Consider the following 19,949-nt stretch of genomic DNA (forward strand, 5'->3'; position numbering starts at 1 on the left):
CGGAAGCCGGTTCCCGCACCGGTACGGAATCGGCCACCGGCCGCCGCAGGCGTCCCGCCGCAACGTCCCGGCGGACGGTGTTCATGCAGGTCAGCGGATGAGACGTCCCGCGATGACGTCACTTCCGAGGCAATGGTGGCGGGTGCCGCCGCCCGCACCGCACTCTCGTTGCCGAGCCGGTCGCCACGGTCGGTTCAACCATCGCACGCATCGGAGGGGAAAGAATGCGAGCTCTGACGAGGACCGTCGTCAGCGTCACCGCGGCCGTCGGAATCGCCGCCGGAAGCCTGGCGGGTGCGGGCACCGCCTTCGCGGACACCGCACAGACCACGAAGCCGGCGGTGAGCGCCCAGGACATCTCCGTCCTCGCGGTGAACAACCTCGGCCTGAGCAGCCAGCAGGCCAAGAACACCCAGTGCTTCCTCAGGACGGCTCCCGCGCGCTACACCGGCGCCATCGACGGACTGCTGGGCACCGAGAGCTGGAAGGCGATGCAGCGCTGGCTCAAGGAGTACTGGCGCTACCGCGACAGCATCGACGGAATCGTCGGCCGCAACACCATCATGGCGCTCCAGCGCATGCTGGCACACGGCTGGGACTACAACGGCGCCATCGACGGGATCGCCGGATCGGGCACCAAGGCCGCCTTCAAGCGGTTCGCCAACGAGATGAGCGTCTTCTACCCCTGCTGAGCCGGACCGTCGCCCGGTGAACCGAAGACCGCGGCCCGTCCTTCCAGCGGGGGGAAGGACGGGCCGCACTCGTTCGTGCCGAAAGCGCCTCAGAGCCGCTCGGGCGTCCGGATGCCCAGCAGGGCCATGCCCTGGTGCAGGGTCCGGGCCGTCACGTCGCACAGGAGCAGACGGTTCGCCACCTGCTCGGGCGACTCGGCCTTCAACACCGGGCACTTGTCGTAGAACGACGTGTACAGCGACGCCAGCTGGTACAGGTACGCCGCCAGCTTGTGCGGGGCGTACTCCGCGGCCGCCTCGAAGACCGTGTCGCCGAACGCGTCCAGGTGCAGACCGAGCGCCCGCTCCGCCGGGGCGAGTTCGAGCTCGGGGTGCGCGGCCGGCTTCGTCTCGCCCGCCTTGCGCAGGATCGACTGGATCCGGGCGTACGCGTACTGCAGGTACACGGACGTGTCGCCGTTCAGCGAGACCATCTGGTCCAGGTCGAACTTGTAGTCCCGGTTCGGCGACGTCGACAGGTCCGCATACTTCACGGCACCGATGCCGACCTGCGCGGCCCGCTCCTGGATCTCGTCCTCGGTGAGGTCCTGCGCCTTCTCCCGTACGACCTCGGCGGCCCGCTGCACCGCCTCGTCCAGCAGGTCCTCAAGGCGTACGGTCTCGCCCTCACGCGTCTTGAACGGCTTGCCGTCCGCGCCGAGCACTGTGCCGTAGCCCATGTTGTGCGCGGTGACGTGCTCGGTCAGCCAGCCGGCCCGGCGGGCCGTCTCGAAGACCATCTTGAAGTGGAGCGACTGGCGTACGTCCACGACGTACAGCAGCGTCGTCGCGTGCAGGTCGAAGACGCGATTGCGGATCGCGGTCAGGTCGGAGGCCGCGTAGCCGAAGCCGCCGTCCGCCTTCTGCACGATCAGCGGGACCGGCTGGTCGTCCTTGCCGCGGATCTCGTCGAAGAAGACGACGAGCGCGCCCTCGGAGCGCACCGCGACGCCCGTCTCCTCCAGGATGCGGGCGGTCTCGGGCATGCCCTCGTTGTACGCGGACTCGCCGACGATCTCCTCGTCGCGGATCTCCATGTCCAGCTTCTCGAAGACCGAGTAGAAGTAGACCTTCGACTCGTCCACGAACTGCTGCCACAGCTCGAGCGTCTCCTTGTCACCGGACTGCAGGGCGACGACCCGCTTGCGGGCCCGCTCCTTGAACTCCTCGTCCGAGTCGAAGACCGCACGCGACGCCTTGTACACCCGGTTGAGGTTCGACATGGCCTGCTCGCCGTCGACGTCCTCCGCCGGGGCCAGCTCGCCGGGGTTCTCGAACAGGTGCTGGATGAGCATGCCGAACTGGGTGCCCCAGTCGCCGATGTGGTGCCGGCCGATCGTCTTCTCGCCGGTGAAGTCGAGCATGCCGCGCAGGGCGTCGCCGATGACCGCCGACCGCAGGTGACCGACGTGCATCTCCTTCGCCACGTTCGGCTGGGCGTAGTCGACGACCGTGATGCCCGGCTCCTGCTTCAGCGGCACGCCGAGGCGCTCGCCGTCCGCGTGCCGCGCGGCGAGGTTCTCGGTGATCGCCCTGTCGGCGATCGTGAGGTTGAGGAAGCCGGGGCCGGAGACCTCGACGTCCTTGATCACGTCACCGGTGACGATGTTGCCGACGACCTGCGTCGCCAGCTCCCGCGGGTTCGACTTGGCCTTCTTGGCGAGGGCCAGGATCCCGTTGGCCTGGAAGTCGGCCCGGTCGCTACGTCGCAGCAACGGGTCGACTCCGTCGGCTTCCGGGCGGGCGGAAGCGAGGGCGTCGGCGAGGTGCTGGTTGACGCGAGCGGTGAGGGATGTGACCGGGGCCATAGGGATGGGTGCCGTTCTCCTCGTGGGGATGGATAGACACGGTCAGTATCCCATGGGGGGTAAAGGGGTTTTTGCGGCTACGAGCTCAGGATCTGCCGGCCCTTGCCGGGGGCGGTCGTGATAAGTGGTTTTCGCGGAATCGAGGTCGCCTGGGAGAATGTAGGCGCCAGCCGTGGACCGTACGGCTGCCTGGAGAAAGAAGGACGTGCCGATCGTGGCTCAGAGCACCGAGACCACCGACTGGGTCTCCCGTTTCGCGGATGAGGTCATCGAGGAGTCGGAGCGTCGGGCCCCGGGCAAACCGGTCGTCGTCGCGTCCGGACTCTCCCCTTCCGGGCCCATCCACCTCGGCAACCTGCGCGAGGTCATGACCCCGCACCTGGTCGCCGACGAGATCCGGCGGCGCGGACACCAGGTCCGGCACCTGATCTCGTGGGACGACTACGACCGGTACCGCAAGGTGCCGGCCGGGATCGCCGGGGTCGACGAGTCGTGGGCCGAGCACATCGGCAAGCCGCTCACCTCCGTCCCGGCCCCGAAGGGCTCGGCGTTCCCGAACTGGGCCGAGCACTTCAAGGCGGCGATGGTCGAGGCGCTCGCCGAGCTGGGCGTGGAGTTCGACGGGATCAGCCAGACCGCGCAGTACACCTCCGGCGTGTACCGGGAGCAGATCCTGCACGCCATGAAGCACCGCGGCGACATCGACGCCGTTCTCGCCCAGTACCGCACCAAGCCCAAGGGCGGCGCCAAGAAGTCGCAGAAGCCCGTCGACGAGGCCGAACTGGAGGCCGCCGAAGGGTCGGGGGCGGCGAGCGAGGACGACGGCAGCTCCGGGTCCGCCGGATACTTCCCGTACAAGCCGTACTGCGGCAACTGCGAGAAGGACCTCACCACCGTCACCTCGTACATCGACGACACCACCGAGCTGTCGTACACCTGCAACGAGTGCGGCTTCGCCGAGACCGTCCGGCTGAACGAGTTCAACCGCGGCAAGCTGGTCTGGAAGGTCGACTGGCCCATGCGGTGGGCGTACGAAGGCGTCGTCTTCGAGCCCAGCGGCGTCGACCACTCCTCGCCGGGGTCGAGCTTCCAGGTCGGCGGCCAGATCGTCGGGATCTTCGGCGGCAAGCAGCCCATCGGGCCGATGTACGCCTTCGTCGGCATCAGCGGCATGGCGAAGATGTCGTCCTCGCGCGGTGGCGTGCCCACGCCCGCCGACGCGCTGAAGATCATGGAGCCGCAGCTGCTGCGCTGGCTCTACGCCCGCCGCAGGCCCAACCAGTCCTTCAAGATCGCCTTCGACCAGGAGATCCAGCGGCTCTACGACGAGTGGGACAAGCTGGACACCAAGGTCGCCGACGGGTCGGCTCTGCCGGCTGACATCGCCGCCCACTCGCGTGCGGTGCGCACAGCAGGCGATGAGCTGCCGCGCACCGCGCGTCCGCTGCCGTACCGGACCCTCGCGTCCGTCGCCGACATCACCGCCGGACACCAGGACCAGGCGCTGCGGATCCTCTCCGAGCTGGACCCGGAGAACCCGCTGGGCTCGCTGGACGAGGCCCGTCCCCGGTACGACAAGGCCGAGGCGTGGATCAACACGCAGGTGCCCGCCGACCAGCGGACCATCGTGCGCGACGAGCCCGACGTCGAGCTGCTGAAGTCCCTCGACGAAGCGTCCCAGCAGTCGCTGCGGCTGCTCCTCGACGGGCTGGAATCGCACTGGTCGCTGGACGGGCTGACCCACCTCGTCTACGGCGTGCCCAAGGTCCAGGCCGGGTTCTCCCCGGACGCCACGCCCAAGGAGCTGCCGGCCGAGATCAAGACCGCCCAGCGGTCGTTCTTCGCACTGCTCTACCACCTGCTGGTCGGGCGGGACACGGGTCCGCGACTGCCCACGCTGCTGCTCGCGGTGGGGCATGAGCGGGTACGGCGCCTGCTCGGCGAGTGAGCGAGTGAGCCAGTAAGCGAGTAAGCGAGTAAGCGGTACGAGAAAGGGGCCCTCCGGCGAGGGCCCCTTTCTGCTGCACGTCCGCTGCACGTCTGCCGCACGTCAGGCGATGTGGTTCTCTTCCAGCTCCGCGTTGTAGAGATTCGTGAACCGGGTCACCATGCGCTTGGCCTCGTCCGGCAGGAGCGCGGTGCCGAACTCCGCCTCGACGTTCTCGCCGAACTCGCGCGGGGTCGGGTAGCCGGTGCCGCCTATCGACTTCTTGAAGACCTGGTAGTAGTCCTCCTCGGTCGGATCCGCCGGCTCCGGCGGGCCGCCACCCTCACCGAGCTGGCGCGTACGGCCCCGGCTCACGGGGATCGGGAAGGTGCCGGTGTCCTCGGGGGACGGCTCCTGGACAGGGGGTTCCTGCTGGTACAGGTCCTGGTACTGCTCGGCCTGCAGCTGCTCCTGGTACCACTGCTCGTACTGCTCCTGCGGGTTGTACGCGGGGTCGTAGCTGCCCTGGTACTCCACGTTGCGGGGCGTGTTGAACCAGTCCTGCACGTACTCAGGCTGCCCGGGCTGCTCAGGGCCGGGGGTGGCGACCAACTCGGGGCGCTCCTCGCCGGAAGGCGCCGCCTGCGGAGCTGCCGCCCGCTGCGCGACGGACGCCGGCACAGCGGCACGGCCACCCGCCGCCGGGGCCGCTTCCCGCGCCACGTCCGCCACCGGCGCCGCGTCCAGGGCCTGCTTCGGCGCCGGCGGAAGCAGAGCGGGCTCGATGCCCGCCGCCGCCAGCCCCGCCGGAGCCGTCTCCGCCAGCGGAACCCCGTACCGGGCCAGACGCAGCGGCATCAGCGACTCCACCGGCGCCTTCCGCCGCCACGCCCGGCCGAAGCGGGAACGCAGACGGGCCTGATACACCAACCGCTCCTGCTCCAGCTTGATGACCTGCTCGTACGAGCGCAGCTCCCACAGCTTCATGCGGCGCCACAGCAGGAACGTCGGGAGCGGAGACAGGAGCCAACGGGTGAGGCGTACGCCCTCCATGTGCTTGTCGGCCGTAATGTCCGCTATACGGCCGATCGCGTGCCGGGCCGCCTCCACCGCCACCACGAACAGCACCGGGATCACCGCGTGCATACCCACACCCAGCGGGTCCGGCCAGGCCGCCGCGCCGTTGAAGGCGATCGTCGCCGCCGTCAGCAGCCAGGCCGTCTGGCGCAGGAGCGGGAACGGGATACGGATCCACGTCAGGAGAAGGTCGAGGGCGAGCAGGACACAGATACCCGCATCGATGCCGATCGGGAAGACGTAACTGAAGTTCCCGAAGCCCTTCTTGATGGCCAGCTCACGGACGGCCGCATAGGAACCGGCGAAGCCGATGGCGGCGATGATCACGGCGCCGAACACGACCACACCGATGAGAATGCGGTGCATCCGAGTCAGCTGCACTGGCGCGGCCACTCGTACTCCCCTCCCCTTGCGTGTTGTTGCGCGCAACAGAGTGGCACATCCATGCGGCGAACGGATTGCCGGTACAGCACGAGCCCGGTCCCCGACAGGGAACGGGCTCGTACAAAGGGCGGGGCTGAGCTGCGCGTAGTGGCGCAACGGTGGGCCAGGTGTGACGGTCAGCTCTTCTTCGACGCTGACGGAGACGGGGAGCCGGACGCCGCCTTCGAGGCGTCGGCCGAGGGAGACTTCGACGGAGTCTTCGACGCCGACTTCGACGGGGTGCTGCTCGGCGTGCCCGCGCTGCCGCCACCGCTGCCGTTCGCCTTCGTCACCGCGGCCACCGCCTCCTTGGCCGCCTTCTGCGCAAGCTTGTTCAAGGTGTCCGCGCTCGGGGTCTTCTCACCGGCCAGACCGGCGCCGTTGTAGTCGAGCATGACGACGACGTTCTCGACGCGGGCCACAACCGTCTCCTGCTTGAAGGAACCCTCCTTCTTCTTCAGGTCGTAGCGCACCGCCGTCGCCTCGTCACCCACCCCGGCCACCGGCTCCGACTTCACGTTCTTCGCGCCGGACACCGAACGGGCGTCCTGCACCTGCGTCTCATAGTGCTCCCGCGCCAGCTTGTCACCCGACCCGCGCGTGACGTCCGAGTCGAAGCGCAGCAGGGAGACGTTGAGCCAGCGGAACTGCGAGCCCTTCACACCGTTGTTGTCGAGGCTGCTCCAGGAGCAGGAGCCGCGCGTCGACGCGTCGTCAGACGAACCCTCCTTGCCGGACTTGGCCTTCGGAACCAGGTCCTCCAGCGTCTCCTTCGACAACACCTTGCACGGCTGCGGAAGCGACTTGTACACGGCCGCCTGCACCGTCGGCGACGGACTCGCGGACGCCGACACCGACGCCGAGGTCTGCGCGCCGTCGCCGGCCCCGTCGTCCGAACCGGAATCCGAGGAACAGCCCGTGGCGATCAGCATCACGGGCACGACTGCCGCGCAGACAAGAAATCGGTGAAGGCCCTTCACCCGCTGCTCACGCTGATCACGCCGGACAGGCTGCTCTCGCTCTGCTGCTCGTTGCATGGTTCCTTCACTCATGACTGACACTCGTGGTTCCTGCGGTCGGATCGGCTCCGAGGGGCCACGGTACGCGGTGAAGAAGGTGTGTGGTCTCATTTCGGTTACGTCGCCCGCGGGCGTACGGGGCTGACCCAGGGGCGTCACTCCGCCAGCGCGTCCGCCAGCTGCGCCGCCAGATTCTGGGCCCTGTCCTGCATTTCCTCGCTGTCCGGGACCGTGCCGACCGTCGCCGGCTGCTCCTCGTACTCGATCCTCACGATCACATTGGACGTGCGGAACACCACAGTCACCGTGCGCCGCTGAGCCGTCGAACCGGAGCTGCTGAGCTCGTCGTCGAGGAAAGCCTCGTCGCCGAGGTCTTCGAGAACGCGGGGCTGAAGCTCCGCGGGGGTCGTCCCATCGGTGGAGCCGGAGCCGGAGCCGGAGCCGGAGCCGGACGGGGAGGCGGAGGACGACGACGAGGCGGACGCGGACCCGGACGCCGGGGTCGAGGGCGAAGAGGAGGGGGAGGGAGAGGGCGAACCACTCGGGTCTGTGGCGGACGTGCCCCCGTCGCCGCCGCTCTCCGAACTCGTCGGCTCGGGAAGGTCGGCCGCCTCCCGCTGCGTCGCGAAGAGCCCCTGCGCCTCACTTTCGTCGCTGACCGCGCCGTCGTACGACACCACACGCTCGAAGTCGACGAAGAGATGATCGGTGGCCTCGGCCGACTCGACCTTCCAACGACAGCCCACCTTGCGGTCGGTGTCGAACGTGAGCGTCGGCGTGCCCTCGTACGCCTTCTCGCGCCGCTCCTCGTCCGTGAGCTCGTCGATGCCGGGCAGCAGCGAGTCCAGGGTCTCCTCACCGACCACGTCGCAGGGGTCGGGCAGCGTGCGGTACCGGCCGGGCTCGGCCACCGCGGTCGCCGTACCCGAGTCGCCCGGGTTGGAGTCGTCGGCCGCGCCGCCGCTGTCGGAGCTGCCGGTGCAGCCGGCCAGCAACGCCGCGAGGAGCGCGGCGACGCCGGATACATACGCCTTCCGCTGCACGGTCAGGCTCCTCTCGACAGTGCTGTCATGTCGGTCCGTTGCCGGTCTTTCAGCGTCCCCGCTGGTTATTCGCTTGCCGCGCGGGGGCGCTCCCTGGAGACAATGTGTATCGCACGCACTGCCGTGGACGCCGGTCCGCTGTCCCTTTTCAGCGACCTTGGCGCCGGTTTTGCGATTTCAGGCTTGTATTTTCTTTCCGGGGGATAGAGGACGATATGTCGTACGTGGAGATGCCGGGCGCGAAGGTTCCCATCCGCATGTGGACCGACCCGGCGACCGTCGAGGACGTGGCCCTGCAGCAGCTGCGGAACGTCGCGACGCTGCCGTGGATCAAGGGGCTGGCGGTGATGCCGGACGTCCACTACGGGAAGGGCGCGACGGTCGGGTCTGTCATCGCGATGCAGGGGGCTGTGTGTCCTGCGGCGGTGGGGGTGGACATCGGGTGCGGGATGTCTGCCGTGAAGACGTCGCTCACGGCGAATGATCTGCCGGGGGATCTGTCGCGGTTGCGGTCGAAGATCGAGCAGGCGATTCCGGTGGGGCGGGGGATGCATGACAGTCCTGTTGAGCCGGGGCGGTTCCATGGGTTGGCCACTGCGGGGTGGGATGACTTTTGGGGGCGGTTCGACGGGATCGCGGATGCGGTGAAGTTCCGTCAGGAACGCGCCGGGAAGCAGATGGGCACACTTGGGTCCGGAAATCACTTCTGTGAAGTTTGTGTAGACATGTCCGGTTCGGTGTGGCTCATGCTTCACTCCGGCTCCCGCAACATCGGCAAGGAACTGGCCGAGCACCACATCGGCGTGGCCCAGAAGCTCCCGCACAACCAGGGCCTGGTCGACCGTGACCTCGCCGTCTTCGTCGCGGACACCCCGCAGATGGCGGCGTACCGGAACGACCTTTTCTGGGCGCAGGAGTACGCGAAGTACAACCGCACGATCATGATGGCGCTCCTCAAGGACGTCATCCGCAAGGAGTTCAAGAAGGCGAAGCCGACCTTCGAGCCGGAGATCTCCTGTCACCACAACTACGTGGCGGAGGAGCGGTACGAGGGCATGGACCTGCTCGTGACCCGTAAGGGCGCGATCCGCGCGGGCTCCGGCGATTACGGGATCATCCCGGGCTCGATGGGGACGGGTTCGTACATCGTGAAGGGTCTCGGGAACCCGATGTCCTTCAACTCGGCCTCGCACGGCGCGGGTCGGCGCATGAGCCGGAACGCGGCGAAGCGGCGCTTCTCGACGAAGGACCTGGAGGAGCAGACCCGGGGCGTGGAGTGCCGTAAGGACTCCGGCGTCGTGGACGAGATTCCGGGTGCTTACAAGCCGATCGAGCAGGTCATCGATCAGCAGCGGGACCTCGTGGAGGTTGTCGCGAAGCTGAAGCAGGTCATCTGTGTGAAGGGGTGATGCATGAGGCCCCCGGTGAAACCGGGGGCCTTGTTCATCGGATCACTGGCCGTTGGGCATCAGCATTCGGCTGTTGCGGAGGCGCCATAGGCGCAATCGGCAACTCTGCTCGGTGCGTCCGAGTTCTTCGGCTACCGCCACGACGTCGTTGGCCAGAAGCAGCACTTGGTCCTCCTGGGCAGTCCAGAGGCGCCTTGAGTGCACAACCCGCATGTCAAGTGGGCGGGTCCAGGTGGCGACTGCGTCCGCCTTGACCTGTTTGCGCCCAAGGGACAAGCAGCCTGGGTAGTACAGGTCGGCTGCGAGTGTTTGAGCGGCTTCCTTCTGGTAGGTGATGTTGTAGACCTCGTCGCGCGCGTTTCGGTTGATCATGCGCTCGACACCCGTGACCTCCTTTGCGTAGAAGCACAGAAAGTCGGCGATGGCTGCGCTCGACGTGGTCAGGGAGATGAAGGGGAACTGCTGCCCCGCATAGCCAACAGACCCGTCGGCGTCGATGAGGCCCCGCAGGTAGTCGCGGCGGGAGAACTCAACGTGGGGTGGGGCGATCTTCCGTGACTTGCGGCCGTAAGGAAGGCCTAGTTCGTTGAGCTTTGTCCTAGCCTCAAGGGAGCACAGTGTCCAGATTGCCGAGTGATGGTTTTCGGCGAAGTTGGTGGTTCGCGTGCGCTCCGCAACCCTGCTGTTGTGCGGCGTCAGGTACTTGAACCTGTAGAGCAGATCAATGTCCCGGATGTTGAGCTCGACGGTCAGACGGCCTTTCTGCCCTGTGCCCTGGTACAGATGCCCGTCCGCCTGCAAGAAGCCGAACATGTACGCGTACGCAGGCACCGTGAGGTCCATGAACTGGTGGGCGATAGGCTCGCGGTCAGCCATGAGGAAGCCTTTCCTTCCTTGCTGGTCAGGCCCTCGGTCGGGACCGGCATCCCGCCGGGGGCCGTCGATTTGATGTTGTGGCGCGAGCCTAGGTCGCCAGTTCAGCCTCCGTTCGGGTGATCGATGACGTTCACTCCTGTGAGTTACTCGGGCCGCCGCTCAAGGAGCGCGTCGCGCAGGGTCGTTGAGAGCGGTCCCGGGTTCAGGGACAGGGCTTCGGAGACGTAGCCCTCTATTCCGCCGTACTCCGTCGTCAGGGATGCCAGGAACAGGCGCATCACCTCCGGCGGGGTCTTGTTGAAGCCCGGCCAGGTCGGGGTGGGGCCGTTGTTGAGGGCTTTCCATTCGGCCAGGAAGGCGGGGGCGGCCAGTTCTGTGAGGGTGTAGTCCTCGATGATCGTGGCCTCCGGCACTCCGAGCAGGCCGAGGATCAGTGCCGCCAGCAGGCCCGTGCGGTCCTTGCCCTTCGCGCAGTGGAAGACCAGGGGTGTGTCCGACTCCGCTGCTTTCGCCACCAGCTCCAGCGCGCTGCGGATTTCCTTCGTGCCGTCCTGCGCCACCTCCATGTAGCGCTCGGCCAGGTAGGGGCCGGGGGCCACCTCAGGGGGCAGGGTCGCCTGGTTGTACGGGCGGTGCTCGATGCTGAGGTTGTGGTACGTGAAGGACGGGTGGTCCGGGATACGGCCCCTGTTCTCGATCTCCCACGGGTAGCGCAGGTCGATCACGGTGCGGATGCCCAGGGAGAGGAAACGGGACCAGTCCGGGGTGTCTTCCGTCAGCTTGCCCAGGGAGTCCGTGCGGTAGAGGCGGGCGGGGCGGATGCGGTGGCTGTCCGTCGTCGTGTAGCCGCCCAGGTCGCGGAAGTTGTGCAGTGCGTCGAAGCGTATGTGTCTGTCCACGGGCTGTGACCATAGGTGGTCACAGCCCGCCGTGCCTGGCCTTTTACTTCGGCGCGTGTGTCACCGCGTAGATCATGACGAACGCCACGATGTGGATGCCGAAGAGGAAGTAGGCGAGCCACCACCACATCTGGCGTTCGTTGTGCGGGCCCGTGTCCTTCTTCTCGGCCTTCTCGGCTTTCTCGCCCTTGCTGTTGTCCGGCATCACAGCTCCCTGTGGACCTTCGTGTTGGACGCCTGGGCGCGGGGACGGACGACGAGGAGGTCGATGTTGACGTGGCTGGGGCGGGTGACCGCCCAGGTGATGGTGTCGGCGACGTCGTCCGCCGTCAGGGGCTCGGCCACGCCCTGGTAGACCTTCGCCGCCTTTTCCTCGTCGCCGGAGAAGCGGGTCAGGGCGAACTCGTCCGTCTTGACCATGCCGGGCGCGATCTCGATGACGCGGACGGGCCGGCCGACGATCTCCAGGCGGAGGGTCTCGGCGAGGACGTGGGCGCCGTGCTTGGCGGCGACGTAGCCCGCGCCGCCCTCGTAGGTCGCGTGTCCGGCCGTGGAGGAGACGACGACGATGGTGCCGTCGCCGCTCGCGTCCAGCTTGGGGAGCAGGGCCTGGGTGAGGTTCAGGGTGCCGATGACGTTCGTCTCGTACATCGTGCGCCACTCGGCGGGGTCGCCGGTGGCGACCGGGTCGGCGCCGAGTGCGCCGCCCGCGTTGTTGACGAGGACGCCGATCGTCTTGAAGGCCGTCGCGAACTCGTCGACCGCGGCGCGGTCCGTCACGTCCAGCTGGTAGGCCGTCGCCTGGTGGCCGGCCGCGGTGATCTCCTCCGCCAGCGCCTCGATGCGGTCCTTGCGGCGGGCGGTGAGGACGACCCGGTAGCCGGCCGCGGCGAGCTGTCGTGCCGTGGCGGCGCCGATTCCGCTGCTCGCACCGGTGACGACGGCGATGCGGGAGGCGGCGGACGGTGCGGCGGTGGGCATGGCTGCTCCTCTTGCGTGGTCGTGTGGCGTGGTCGTGTTGCGTGGGCGGGGCGGGGACCTTCCGGCCAGGATAGGCGGGAGCGCGGTGGGACAATGGGATGGGTGATCCTCCACTGCGGGAGGTGGACCATGGGACAGGCCCGTGAGGTCATGGACCGGCTGACCGAAGCGATCACCACGGCGGACTCCAAGGCCATCGCCGAGCTCTACGCGCAGGACGCGGTCGCCGTCACCCCCGACGGCGGTGAGCTCCACGGGCGCGACGACATCGCCGCGTACTGGCGTCAGATGACGGAGATGGTTCCCGACGGCACGTACGAGCCGGTGCACGGGTACGAGATCGGCAACACGGCCATCGACGAGGGGTGGACCTCGCCACCGTCGAGCGGACACATCGTCGACTACCGGCTCTACTTCGACGAGATGGAGTTCCTGGGACAGCTCGGGCTGCTGCCGCCGACCTGAGACGCCGACCTGAGACGCCGGGCTTCAGTTGCCCCGCGGCGCGTACATGATCACCGCCATGCCCGCGAGGCAGATCAGCGCGCCCGTGACGTCCCAGCGGTCCGGGCGGTAGCCGTCCGCGACCATCCCCCAGGCCAGGGAGCCGGCGACGAAGACACCGCCGTACGCGGCGAGGATGCGGCCGAAGTTGGCGTCGGGCTGGAGCGTGGCGACGAAGCCGTACGCGCCGAGGGCCATGACGCCCGCGCCGATCCACAGCCAGCCGCGGTGTTCACGCACGCCCTGCCAGACCAGCCAGGCGCCGCCGATCTCGAAGAGCGCGGCGGCGACGAAGAGGGCGGCGGAGCGGAGGACGAGCATGGTGGTCAGCTTCGCATGTGCTCGCCCGAGCCTTCGTGTCACCTGTTGGACGGCGCCTGCCGGCCGCACCGCGTGGGATACATCCGTACGACCACGTGGAGTGAGGAGTGGGCGGTATGCGGCGGATGCGGGTGGCTGCGGTGTGCGGCGCGGCCGTGCTGGCGACGGTCGGCGGGGTGGCTCCGGGCGCCGCGGCGGCGGGTCCCCCCGAGGCGGGCCTCGCCTATCACGGCTCGGCCGACATGTCCGCCGGCCGGGTCGACGTACGGTTCACGCCGCACAACCACGGCCCGAGCGCGGTGCCGGAGTCGACGGTACGGCTGCGCTGGTCGGAGCCGCTGGCGGACCGGCAGGTGCTGCCCGAAGGGTGTGCGTCGGCGGAGGAGCGGGTGGTGACGTGCCGCGTCGGGGCGCTGGACGCGGGCGGCGTGGGGGAGCGGATCGCTCTGCGGGTACGGCTGCGGGGTGCGCCGGAGGAGGTGTCGTTGGAGTTCGACACCGTGCCGAGCGGCGGGGCCGCGGACGGCGCCCGGGGGACCGGTCAGCAGCGGGTGCTCGTGCTGGACACGGGGGACACGTACTACTTCTGACCGGCCTGCTTCTGACCGGCCTGCGGTGAGGTGCGGGGGCGGGGCTAGTCGTCCAGGATCTCGGTGTCGTAGCGCTCGCGGGCCTCGTGGACCTCGTCGAAGTGGGTCTCCGCCCAGTCCTTCACCGCGGTCAGCAGCAGGGCCAGGTTGTGGCCCAGGGGCGACGATGCCGCCAAGGCGCATGCCCGGCTCGCGGAGGGCGGGGTGCGGGGGCGGCTGGTGCTCGTGCCGTAGCGAGTGTGTGCTCGCGTCCTAACCCCCGGCCCCGGCCCCAACCTCCGCCGCGTACGCCGTCGGCGGCACCCCCACCGTCGCCGTGAAGTCCCGTACCAGGTGGGCCTGGTCGGCGTAGCCGAGCTCGGTGGCGAGGGTGGCCCAGTCGACGTCGGTCCGGGTGCCGGCGTGTTCCAGGGCCTCGTGGATGCGGTAGCGGAGGATGACCGCCTTCGGGCCGACGCCGACGTACGTCGAGAAGAGCCGTTGCAGTGCCCGCACCGACAGGCCCTCCGTCTCGGCGAAGTCGCCGACGCGGCGGACCGTGCGGTCGGCGCGGATGCGCTGGACGAGGCTCATGGCGAGGTCGGCCTGAGGGTCCGGGGTGCAGGGGAGGGAGTGCAGGAAGGCGTCGAGGGCGGCAACCCGGGCGTGGTCGTCGCTCGGGGTGACGATCGCGTGGGCGGCGTCGCCCGTCGCCGGCGGGAACACCTCCTGGGCGGGCAGTGCGCGGCCCGTCCACGTGGACACCGGCGTCTCGGGGGCGTACGGCCGGAAACCGCCGGGCCGGAACTTCACCCCGCAGACCCGGCCCCGTCCGGTCAGCTTCCGGGTGTACAGGCCGAGCGCCACGCCGGTGACCTCGGCATACGGGCCGCCTTCGGCCTCGTCCCACTGGAAGGTGAGGTTGACGGCCGGGTGCGGAACGATGTGGGAGGCGTAGGGCGCGGGCAGGTCCCAGTCGATCAGCCAGTACCACTCGACGTACCGGCGCAACGGCTCGGCGGGCTCGTGGCGGCGGAACCGGACGCGGTTCAGCAGTGCGGCCGGGTCGACGATCCCGCGGGTGTCGTGGCGGGGGGCCTCCATGGGCGGATCGTACGTCGCGTTTCGGCGGGCGTCGCGTTTCTTCAAGAAGGGCGAGGGGTGGCTTTCCTACGGTCGAGGCATGGACACGAACGAGGTGAAGACGTACGGCATCGGTGAGCTGTTGGCCATGGCGCGCGAGCGGGCGGTTCCGGTGGTGCGGGGCATTCCCGACGCGGCGCTCGCCGCTCCCACGCCCTGCGCCGAGTACGACGTGAAGGCCCTGGTCAATCACCTCTTCCAGGTGATCGTGCAGTTCCAGCGGCTGGCCGTGAAGGAGGCGTCGGACTTCGGTGAGACCCCCGACCGGGTCGCCGAAAGCCCCGAGTGGCGTGAGCGGCTCGTGGACGAGGCGGACCGGCTGGTGGCGGCCTGGTCGGCGCCCGGCGCCGAGGAGGGCAGGACCGGCGGGATGAACATGCCGGCGAGGCTGGTCGGCTCGATGGCGCTGCTCGATCTGACCGTGCATGTGTGGGACCTGGCGCGGGCGACGGGCCAGGACTGGTCGGGCGCCGACGAGGCGGTCGTGGCGGAGCTGGCCGGCGCGGTGGACGAGTTGGCGCCGACGGCCCGGAAGATGGGGGTGTTCGGGGAGCCGGTGCCGGCGGCCGAGGGCGCGTCGGCGTTCGAGCGACTGCTTGCGCAGACCGGGCGGGATCCGCACTGGGAATAGCCCCGGACCGGTCTCCGTTCTCCAGATATAGTTGAATGGTCAACAATCTGGAGGGTGAGCGACCATGCAGTTCGGGATCTTCAGCGTCGGCGACGTCACGCCGGACCCCACCACGGGCCGTACGCCGACCGAGCGCGACCGCATCAAGGCCATGGTCGCCATCGCGCTGAAGGCCGAGGAGGTCGGCCTGGACGTCTTCGCGACCGGCGAGCACCACAACCCACCCTTCGTGCCGTCGTCGCCGACGACGATGCTCGGCTACATCGCGGCGCGCGCCGAGCGGCTGATCCTCTCCACCGCCACCACCCTGATCACCACCAACGACCCGGTGAAGATCGCCGAGGACTTCGCGATGCTCCAGCACCTGGCCGACGGCCGGGTCGACCTGATGATGGGCCGCGGCAACACCGGCCCGGTCTACCCCTGGTTCGGCCAGGACATCCGGCAGGGCATCAACCTCGCCATCGAGAACTACGCCCTGCTGCACCGGCTGTGGCGCGAGGACGTAGTGAACTGGGAGGGCAAGTTCCGCACGCCGCTGCAGAGCTTCACGTCCACGCCGCGGCCGCTGGACGGCGTACCGCCGTTCGTCTGGCACGGCTCCATCCGCTCGCCGGAGATCGCCGAGCAGGCCGCGTACTACGGCGACGGCTTCTTCCACAACAACATCTTCTGGCCGGCCGACCACACCAAGCGGATGGTCGAGCTGTACCGGACGCGCTACGCCCACTACGGGCACGGCACGCCCGAGCAGGCGATCGTCGGACTGGGCGGGCACATCTTCATGCGCCGCAACTCTCAGGACGCGGTCCGCGAGTTCCGGCCGTACTTCGACGTCGCGCCGGTGTACGGGCACGGGCCGTCGCTGGAGGACTTCACCGACCAGACGCCGCTGACCGTCGGCACGCCGGAACAGGTCATCGAGAAGACCCTGGCCTTCCGCGAGTACGCGGGCGACTACCAGCGCCAGCTGTTCCTCGTCGACCACGCCGGGCTGCCGCTCAAGACCGTCCTGGAGCAGATCGACATGCTCGGCGAGGAGGTCGTACCGGTGCTGCGCAGGGAGTTCGCGGCGGGGCGCTCCGCGGACGTGCCGGAGGCGCCGACCCACGCTTCTCTCAAGGCCGCTCAGGAGGTGACCACCGTATGAAGCTCGTCGTCGTGTCGGCGGGACTGAGCGTCCCGTCCTCCACGCGGCTGCTGGGTGACCGGCTGGCCGCGGCGGTCGGCGGGCAGTCCGACGTGGACGTGGAGGTCGTCGAGCTGCGCGACCTCGCCGTGGAGATCGCGCACCACTTCACCAACGGCTTCCCGGGCCGGAAGCTGGCCGCCGCCATCGACGCGGTGACCTCGGCGGACGGCCTCGTCGTCGTCACGCCCGGGTCGTGCCGGAGGCGCGCCAATGGATGCAGCTCGGCGTCGTACAGCGGGCTGTTCAAGTCGTTCTTCGACGTGATCGAGCCGGAGGCGCTGGCCGGCATGCCGGTGCTGATCGCGGCCACCGGCGGGACGGCCCGGCACTCGCTGGTCCTGGAGCACGCGCTGCGTCCGCTCTTCGCGTATCTGCGGGCCGTGGTCGTCCCGACCGGTGTGTACGCCGCCTCGGAGGACTGGGGTGCCGAGGGGCTGGACGGGCGGATCGAGCGGGCTGCGGGGGAGTTGGCGGGGCTGATGGCCGGACGACCTGCGAAGAAGGGCGCCGAGCCTGAGGTGGTGCCGTTCGAGGAGCAGCTGGCGGCACTGCGACCGGCCGGGTGAGAGGCCAGTAAGAAGGGGCTCGGTGAGCCGCTCATCACGTCGTAGGACCGCGACGGCTTGAGAGGATGAACCCGTGCCCCAGACTGTGCTCCTCGCCGAAGACGACCGCGCCATCCGCAACGCGCTGGAGCGCGCGCTGACCCTGGAGGGCTACCAGGTCACCGCGGTCGCCGACGGGGTCGAGGCGCTCGCGCAGGCCCATCGCACGCCGCCGGACGTGCTCGTGCTGGACGTGATGATGCCCGGCATCGACGGGCTCCAGGTCTGCCGGGTGCTGCGCGCCGAGGGCGACCGCACCCCGATCCTGATGCTGACGGCGCTCGTGGAGACCCAGGACCGGATCGCCGGCCTGGACGCGGGCGCCGACGACTACGTCGTGAAGCCCTTCGACGTCGAGGAGGTCTTCGCCCGGCTGCGCGCCCTGCTGCGCCGCACCAGCGAGGCGAACGGCGCCCCCGTCGACGTACCGAAGCAGGCTCCCGAGACCCTCGCGACGTCCGACCGGCTGATCGAGGCGGCGGGCCTGCGGATGGACCCGCAGGCGCGGCGGGCCTGGCGGGGCGCGCGGGAGCTGGAGCTGACGCGGACGGAGTTCGAGCTGCTGGAGTTGCTGGTGCGCAACGCCGGCATCGTCCTCGACCACTCCACCATCTACGACCGCATCTGGGGCTACGACTTCGGGCCCGGCTCCAAGAACCTCGCCGTCTACGTCGGCTACCTGCGCCGCAAGCTCGACGAGCCGGGCGCCCCGCAGCTGATCCACACGGTGCGCGGGGTGGGTTACGTGCTGCGGGAGGACTGAGTGGGCGCGGCCCGCCGTCGGCTCGGGCGGCTGCTGACGGGACGGCGCAGAAGCGGGCTCGGCACCACCTTTGCCATGTCGTTCGCGGCGGTGACCGCCGTCGTCACCGTGCTGGTCGGTCTGCTGTCGTACACCGCCGCCGCCCGGCTGGTGCGGGTGGACCAGGAGTCCGTGTTCGACGAGGTCGTGCAGGATCTGCGGGGCGAGGTGCGGGAGCGGCCGATGACACCGGAGGACTTCTCGTCATCCGCGCCCGGGCACGATCTGGTACGGCCCGCCCGGACGGATGTGCAGGTGCTGGGCTCGGACGGTGCGGTCGTCGACCCGGGGCGGCCGGGGCTGCCGGTGACGGCCGCCGACCGGCGGATCGCCGCCGACGGGACGGCCGGGCGGATGGTCCAGTACAAGGACGTCGGCGTGGGCAGCGACGTCTACCGTGTAGCGACCGTCGCGCTCGGTGGCGGGCGGGGCGCGGTGCAGGTGGCCCAGGAGTTCAGCGACACGGAGGACCTGCTGCGGGCGCTGCAGCAGCGGACCCTGCTGCTGATGGCGGCGGTGGTCACGCTCGCGGGACTCTTCGGCTGGTGGCTGGCCCGGCGCATCACGCGCCGCCTGGTCGTCCTCACCGCCGCCGCCGAGGACGTCGCCCGCACCCGGCGGCTCGGCATCCAGGTGCCGGTCACCGGATACGACGAGGTGGGCCGCCTGGGCCGCGCCTTCGACCGCATGCTGGGCCGGCTCGCCCAGTCGGAGGAGGACCAGCGGCGGCTGGTGCAGGACGCCGGCCACGAACTCCGCACCCCGCTCACCTCACTGCGTACGAATATTTCGTTGTTGCGCCGCATTGATGAACTACCTCCCGCGACTCGCGACGAGCTGGTGGCCGACCTGGGCCAGGAGGCGCGCGAACTCACCGACCTGGTCAATGAGTTGGTCGATCTGGCGGCTGGGCAGTCCGACACCGAGCCGGTAGGGCGGGTGGATCTCGCCGACATCGCCGAGGAAGTCGCGGGGCTCGCCCGGCGGCGTACGGGACGGCGGATCGTCCTGCGCGCGAGCGGCGACACGACGACGGACGGACGGCCGGGGATGCTCCAGCGCGCGGTGACCAACCTCGTTGAGAACGCCGCCAAGTTCGACCGAGACGGCACGGCACCGATCGAGATCAACGTCGCCGGGCCCGCCCGTCCCGGGACGGTGCGCGTCGAGGTCCTCGACCGGGGGCCGGGTATCGCCGAGGACGATCTGATCCGGGTCTTCGACCGCTTCTACCGCGCCGCCGACGCGCGGTCGCTGCCGGGGTCGGGGCTTGGGTTGTCGATCGTGCGGGAGGTGGCGCTGTCGCATGGGGGAGCGCCGTTCGCCTTTCGGCGGGACGGGGGTGGGACGGTGATCGGGTTCACGGTGGGCGGGTCCACGTAGGGCGGGTCCACGTAGGCCCTGTCGGCTTCTCCTTCGGTTCTCTCTGGGTATGGGTGACTATCGGTCCGGGGTGCCGCGCGCGGCGGCGTGGGCGAGGGGAGGGACGTCATCGTGCTGAGTGACGTGGAGAGCGCGGTCCTGGCGGAGATCGACGAGGCCGGGATCGGTCGTACGTTGCTGGAGTTGATCTCGGTGCCGAGCGTGAGCGGGAGCGCGGCCGAGTCGGAGCTTCAGCATCTGCTGGCGGGGCGGCTGGAGCGGCTCGGGCTGGACGTCGACCTGTGGTCCATGGACCTGGACGCGCTGCGCGCGCATCCCGATTTCCCGGGGACGGAGGCGGAGCGGGAGGAGGCGTGGGGGCTGGTCGGGGTGACGCCGGACGGCGGAGACGGGCCTACGTTCGTCCTGCAGGGGCACGTGGATGTCGTACCGCCCGGGGATCGCGACGCGTGGGTGGGCGACCCGTTCGTGCCGAGGGTGACCGGGGATGTCGTACACGGGCGGGGTGCCTGTGACATGAAGGCCGGCCTGGTGGCCCACCTTGCCGCGCTCGCGGCGATACGGGCCGCCGGGGTGCGGTTGCGGGGGCGGGTGGGTGTGCACTTT

21 protein-coding genes and 1 pseudogene are annotated in these 19,949 nt (G+C 69.4%); 11 read left to right on the plus strand and 11 right to left on the minus strand.

Going from position 1 to position 19,949, the window contains the following annotated elements; translation table 11 throughout:
* The first annotated feature begins 224 nt into the window (after nt 1-224).
* Nucleotides 225-692 (plus strand): peptidoglycan-binding domain-containing protein, encoded by a 468-nt coding sequence (locus ADL12_RS42275; protein ID WP_062713446.1) that lies wholly within the window; start codon nt 225-227, stop codon nt 690-692.
* A gap of 89 nt (nt 693-781) precedes the next feature.
* On the opposite strand, the gene argS is transcribed toward ADL12_RS42275, so the two are convergent.
* Nucleotides 782-2,539: an arginine--tRNA ligase gene (gene argS / locus ADL12_RS42280; RefSeq protein ID WP_062713448.1), complete on the minus strand. Its 1,758-nt coding sequence runs from the start codon at nt 2,537-2,539 to the stop codon at nt 782-784.
* A gap of 205 nt (nt 2,540-2,744) precedes the next feature.
* Between argS and lysS the strand changes: the two genes are divergently transcribed.
* On the plus strand, nt 2,745-4,487 hold the full coding sequence (gene lysS, locus ADL12_RS42285) for a lysine--tRNA ligase (protein WP_062713450.1): 1,743 nt from the start codon (nt 2,745-2,747) through the stop codon (nt 4,485-4,487).
* 102 nt (nt 4,488-4,589) lie between these two features.
* On the opposite strand, the gene ADL12_RS42290 is transcribed toward lysS, so the two are convergent.
* The 3 genes from ADL12_RS42290 to ADL12_RS42300 all read right to left on the minus strand — a co-directional run bounded on the left by ADL12_RS42290 (nt 4,590) and on the right by ADL12_RS42300 (nt 8,028).
* Entirely contained in the window at nt 4,590-5,909 is a 1,320-nt protein-coding gene (locus ADL12_RS42290) for a DUF2637 domain-containing protein (RefSeq protein WP_062713452.1), read from the minus strand.
* A 194-nt stretch (nt 5,910-6,103) separates the two neighbouring features.
* Nucleotides 6,104-7,018, minus strand: coding sequence for a DUF3558 family protein (locus tag ADL12_RS42295; RefSeq protein ID WP_062713454.1), 915 nt, complete (start codon nt 7,016-7,018; stop codon nt 6,104-6,106).
* A 122-nt stretch (nt 7,019-7,140) separates the two neighbouring features.
* On the minus strand, nt 7,141-8,028 hold the full coding sequence (locus ADL12_RS42300) for a hypothetical protein (protein ID WP_062713456.1): 888 nt from the start codon (nt 8,026-8,028) through the stop codon (nt 7,141-7,143).
* A gap of 215 nt (nt 8,029-8,243) precedes the next feature.
* Between ADL12_RS42300 and ADL12_RS42305 the strand changes: the two genes are divergently transcribed.
* Nucleotides 8,244-9,437 (plus strand): RtcB family protein, encoded by a 1,194-nt coding sequence (locus ADL12_RS42305; protein ID WP_062713458.1) that lies wholly within the window; start codon nt 8,244-8,246, stop codon nt 9,435-9,437.
* A 42-nt stretch (nt 9,438-9,479) separates the two neighbouring features.
* Here ADL12_RS42305 and ADL12_RS42310 read toward each other — a convergent pair whose 3' ends face one another.
* The 4 genes from ADL12_RS42310 to ADL12_RS42320 all read right to left on the minus strand — a co-directional run bounded on the left by ADL12_RS42310 (nt 9,480) and on the right by ADL12_RS42320 (nt 12,193).
* Nucleotides 9,480-10,313: an LAGLIDADG family homing endonuclease gene (locus ADL12_RS42310; RefSeq protein WP_062713460.1), complete on the minus strand. Its 834-nt coding sequence runs from the start codon at nt 10,311-10,313 to the stop codon at nt 9,480-9,482.
* Between the two features lie 143 nt (nt 10,314-10,456).
* The gene (locus tag ADL12_RS42315) at nt 10,457-11,212 is read right to left on the minus strand and encodes a tyrosine-protein phosphatase (RefSeq protein WP_062713462.1); all 756 of its coding nucleotides are present in this window, start codon (nt 11,210-11,212) and stop codon (nt 10,457-10,459) included.
* A 43-nt stretch (nt 11,213-11,255) separates the two neighbouring features.
* Nucleotides 11,256-11,417, minus strand: coding sequence for a hypothetical protein (locus ADL12_RS55280; protein ID WP_167364473.1), 162 nt, complete (start codon nt 11,415-11,417; stop codon nt 11,256-11,258).
* Nucleotides 11,417-12,193: an SDR family NAD(P)-dependent oxidoreductase gene (locus ADL12_RS42320; protein ID WP_062713465.1), complete on the minus strand. Its 777-nt coding sequence runs from the start codon at nt 12,191-12,193 to the stop codon at nt 11,417-11,419. The genes ADL12_RS55280 and ADL12_RS42320 overlap by 1 nt, the downstream gene beginning before the upstream one ends.
* Before the next feature lie 129 nt (nt 12,194-12,322).
* On the opposite strand from ADL12_RS42320, the gene ADL12_RS42325 reads away from it, so the two are divergent.
* On the plus strand, nt 12,323-12,658 hold the full coding sequence (locus ADL12_RS42325) for a nuclear transport factor 2 family protein (protein ID WP_062713467.1): 336 nt from the start codon (nt 12,323-12,325) through the stop codon (nt 12,656-12,658).
* Nucleotides 12,659-12,682: 24 nt separating this feature from the next.
* Here the strand turns inward: ADL12_RS42325 and ADL12_RS42330 are convergent, their stop codons facing one another.
* Nucleotides 12,683-13,018, minus strand: a complete 336-nt coding sequence (locus tag ADL12_RS42330) for a YnfA family protein (protein ID WP_062713473.1) — start codon at nt 13,016-13,018, stop codon at nt 12,683-12,685.
* Nucleotides 13,019-13,134: 116 nt separating this feature from the next.
* Between ADL12_RS42330 and ADL12_RS42335 the strand changes: the two genes are divergently transcribed.
* Nucleotides 13,135-13,608, plus strand: coding sequence for a hypothetical protein (locus ADL12_RS42335; RefSeq protein WP_062713474.1), 474 nt, complete (start codon nt 13,135-13,137; stop codon nt 13,606-13,608).
* 44 nt (nt 13,609-13,652) lie between these two features.
* Here ADL12_RS42335 and ADL12_RS53515 read toward each other — a convergent pair.
* A pseudogene (locus ADL12_RS53515) lies at nt 13,653-13,772 on the minus strand (winged helix-turn-helix transcriptional regulator); the annotation flags it as partial.
* 88 nt (nt 13,773-13,860) lie between these two features.
* The gene (locus ADL12_RS42340; RefSeq protein ID WP_062713483.1) at nt 13,861-14,691 is read right to left on the minus strand and encodes a helix-turn-helix domain-containing protein; all 831 of its coding nucleotides are present in this window, start codon (nt 14,689-14,691) and stop codon (nt 13,861-13,863) included.
* A 79-nt stretch (nt 14,692-14,770) separates the two neighbouring features.
* Here ADL12_RS42340 and ADL12_RS42345 point away from each other — a divergent pair, with 79 nt between their 5' ends.
* From ADL12_RS42345 to ADL12_RS42370, 6 genes are all read left to right on the plus strand, one after another.
* Nucleotides 14,771-15,361, plus strand: coding sequence for a TIGR03086 family metal-binding protein (locus ADL12_RS42345; RefSeq protein WP_062713475.1), 591 nt, complete (start codon nt 14,771-14,773; stop codon nt 15,359-15,361).
* A gap of 64 nt (nt 15,362-15,425) precedes the next feature.
* A complete protein-coding gene (locus ADL12_RS42350; protein ID WP_062713476.1) occupies nt 15,426-16,511 on the plus strand; it encodes an LLM class flavin-dependent oxidoreductase in 1,086 nt (361 codons plus the stop codon).
* On the plus strand, nt 16,508-17,119 hold the full coding sequence (locus tag ADL12_RS42355; protein ID WP_062713477.1) for an FMN reductase: 612 nt from the start codon (nt 16,508-16,510) through the stop codon (nt 17,117-17,119). The genes ADL12_RS42350 and ADL12_RS42355 overlap by 4 nt, the downstream gene beginning before the upstream one ends.
* 73 nt (nt 17,120-17,192) lie before the next feature.
* Nucleotides 17,193-17,921, plus strand: coding sequence for a response regulator transcription factor (locus ADL12_RS42360; protein ID WP_208614729.1), 729 nt, complete (start codon nt 17,193-17,195; stop codon nt 17,919-17,921).
* Nucleotides 17,922-17,996: 75 nt separating this feature from the next.
* Nucleotides 17,997-19,343: a HAMP domain-containing sensor histidine kinase gene (locus ADL12_RS42365; RefSeq protein WP_062713487.1), complete on the plus strand. Its 1,347-nt coding sequence runs from the start codon at nt 17,997-17,999 to the stop codon at nt 19,341-19,343.
* Nucleotides 19,344-19,454: 111 nt separating this feature from the next.
* The coding region (locus ADL12_RS42370) for a M20/M25/M40 family metallo-hydrolase (RefSeq protein ID WP_159053470.1) at nt 19,455-19,949 on the plus strand (495 nt) is incomplete at its 3' end.

Origin of the sequence: Streptomyces regalis (genome assembly GCF_001509475.1) — a bacterium.
Classification (GTDB): domain Bacteria; phylum Actinomycetota; class Actinomycetes; order Streptomycetales; family Streptomycetaceae; genus Streptomyces; species Streptomyces regalis.

What these genes read in the sequence shown, in the direction of transcription:
- ADL12_RS42275 (WP_062713446.1), top strand. Translation starts at nt 225, where the DNA reads ATGCGAGCTCTGACGAGGACCGTCGTCAGCGTCACCGCGGCCGTCGGA.
- argS (WP_062713448.1), bottom strand. Translation starts at nt 2,539, where the DNA reads ATGGCCCCGGTCACATCCCTCACCGCTCGCGTCAACCAGCACCTCGCC.
- ADL12_RS42290 (WP_062713452.1), bottom strand. Translation starts at nt 5,909, where the DNA reads ATGCACCGCATTCTCATCGGTGTGGTCGTGTTCGGCGCCGTGATCATC.
- ADL12_RS42295 (WP_062713454.1), bottom strand. Translation starts at nt 7,018, where the DNA reads ATGAGTGAAGGAACCATGCAACGAGCAGCAGAGCGAGAGCAGCCTGTC.
- ADL12_RS42305 (WP_062713458.1), top strand. Translation starts at nt 8,244, where the DNA reads ATGTCGTACGTGGAGATGCCGGGCGCGAAGGTTCCCATCCGCATGTGG.
- ADL12_RS42310 (WP_062713460.1), bottom strand. Translation starts at nt 10,313, where the DNA reads ATGGCTGACCGCGAGCCTATCGCCCACCAGTTCATGGACCTCACGGTG.
- ADL12_RS55280 (WP_167364473.1), bottom strand. Translation starts at nt 11,417, where the DNA reads ATGCCGGACAACAGCAAGGGCGAGAAAGCCGAGAAGGCCGAGAAGAAG.
- ADL12_RS42320 (WP_062713465.1), bottom strand. Translation starts at nt 12,193, where the DNA reads ATGCCCACCGCCGCACCGTCCGCCGCCTCCCGCATCGCCGTCGTCACC.
- ADL12_RS42325 (WP_062713467.1), top strand. Translation starts at nt 12,323, where the DNA reads ATGGGACAGGCCCGTGAGGTCATGGACCGGCTGACCGAAGCGATCACC.
- ADL12_RS42330 (WP_062713473.1), bottom strand. Translation starts at nt 13,018, where the DNA reads ATGCTCGTCCTCCGCTCCGCCGCCCTCTTCGTCGCCGCCGCGCTCTTC.
- ADL12_RS42335 (WP_062713474.1), top strand. Translation starts at nt 13,135, where the DNA reads ATGCGGCGGATGCGGGTGGCTGCGGTGTGCGGCGCGGCCGTGCTGGCG.
- ADL12_RS42340 (WP_062713483.1), bottom strand. Translation starts at nt 14,691, where the DNA reads ATGGAGGCCCCCCGCCACGACACCCGCGGGATCGTCGACCCGGCCGCA.
- ADL12_RS42345 (WP_062713475.1), top strand. Translation starts at nt 14,771, where the DNA reads ATGGACACGAACGAGGTGAAGACGTACGGCATCGGTGAGCTGTTGGCC.
- ADL12_RS42350 (WP_062713476.1), top strand. Translation starts at nt 15,426, where the DNA reads ATGCAGTTCGGGATCTTCAGCGTCGGCGACGTCACGCCGGACCCCACC.
- ADL12_RS42355 (WP_062713477.1), top strand. Translation starts at nt 16,508, where the DNA reads ATGAAGCTCGTCGTCGTGTCGGCGGGACTGAGCGTCCCGTCCTCCACG.
- ADL12_RS42365 (WP_062713487.1), top strand. Translation starts at nt 17,997, where the DNA reads ATGTCGTTCGCGGCGGTGACCGCCGTCGTCACCGTGCTGGTCGGTCTG.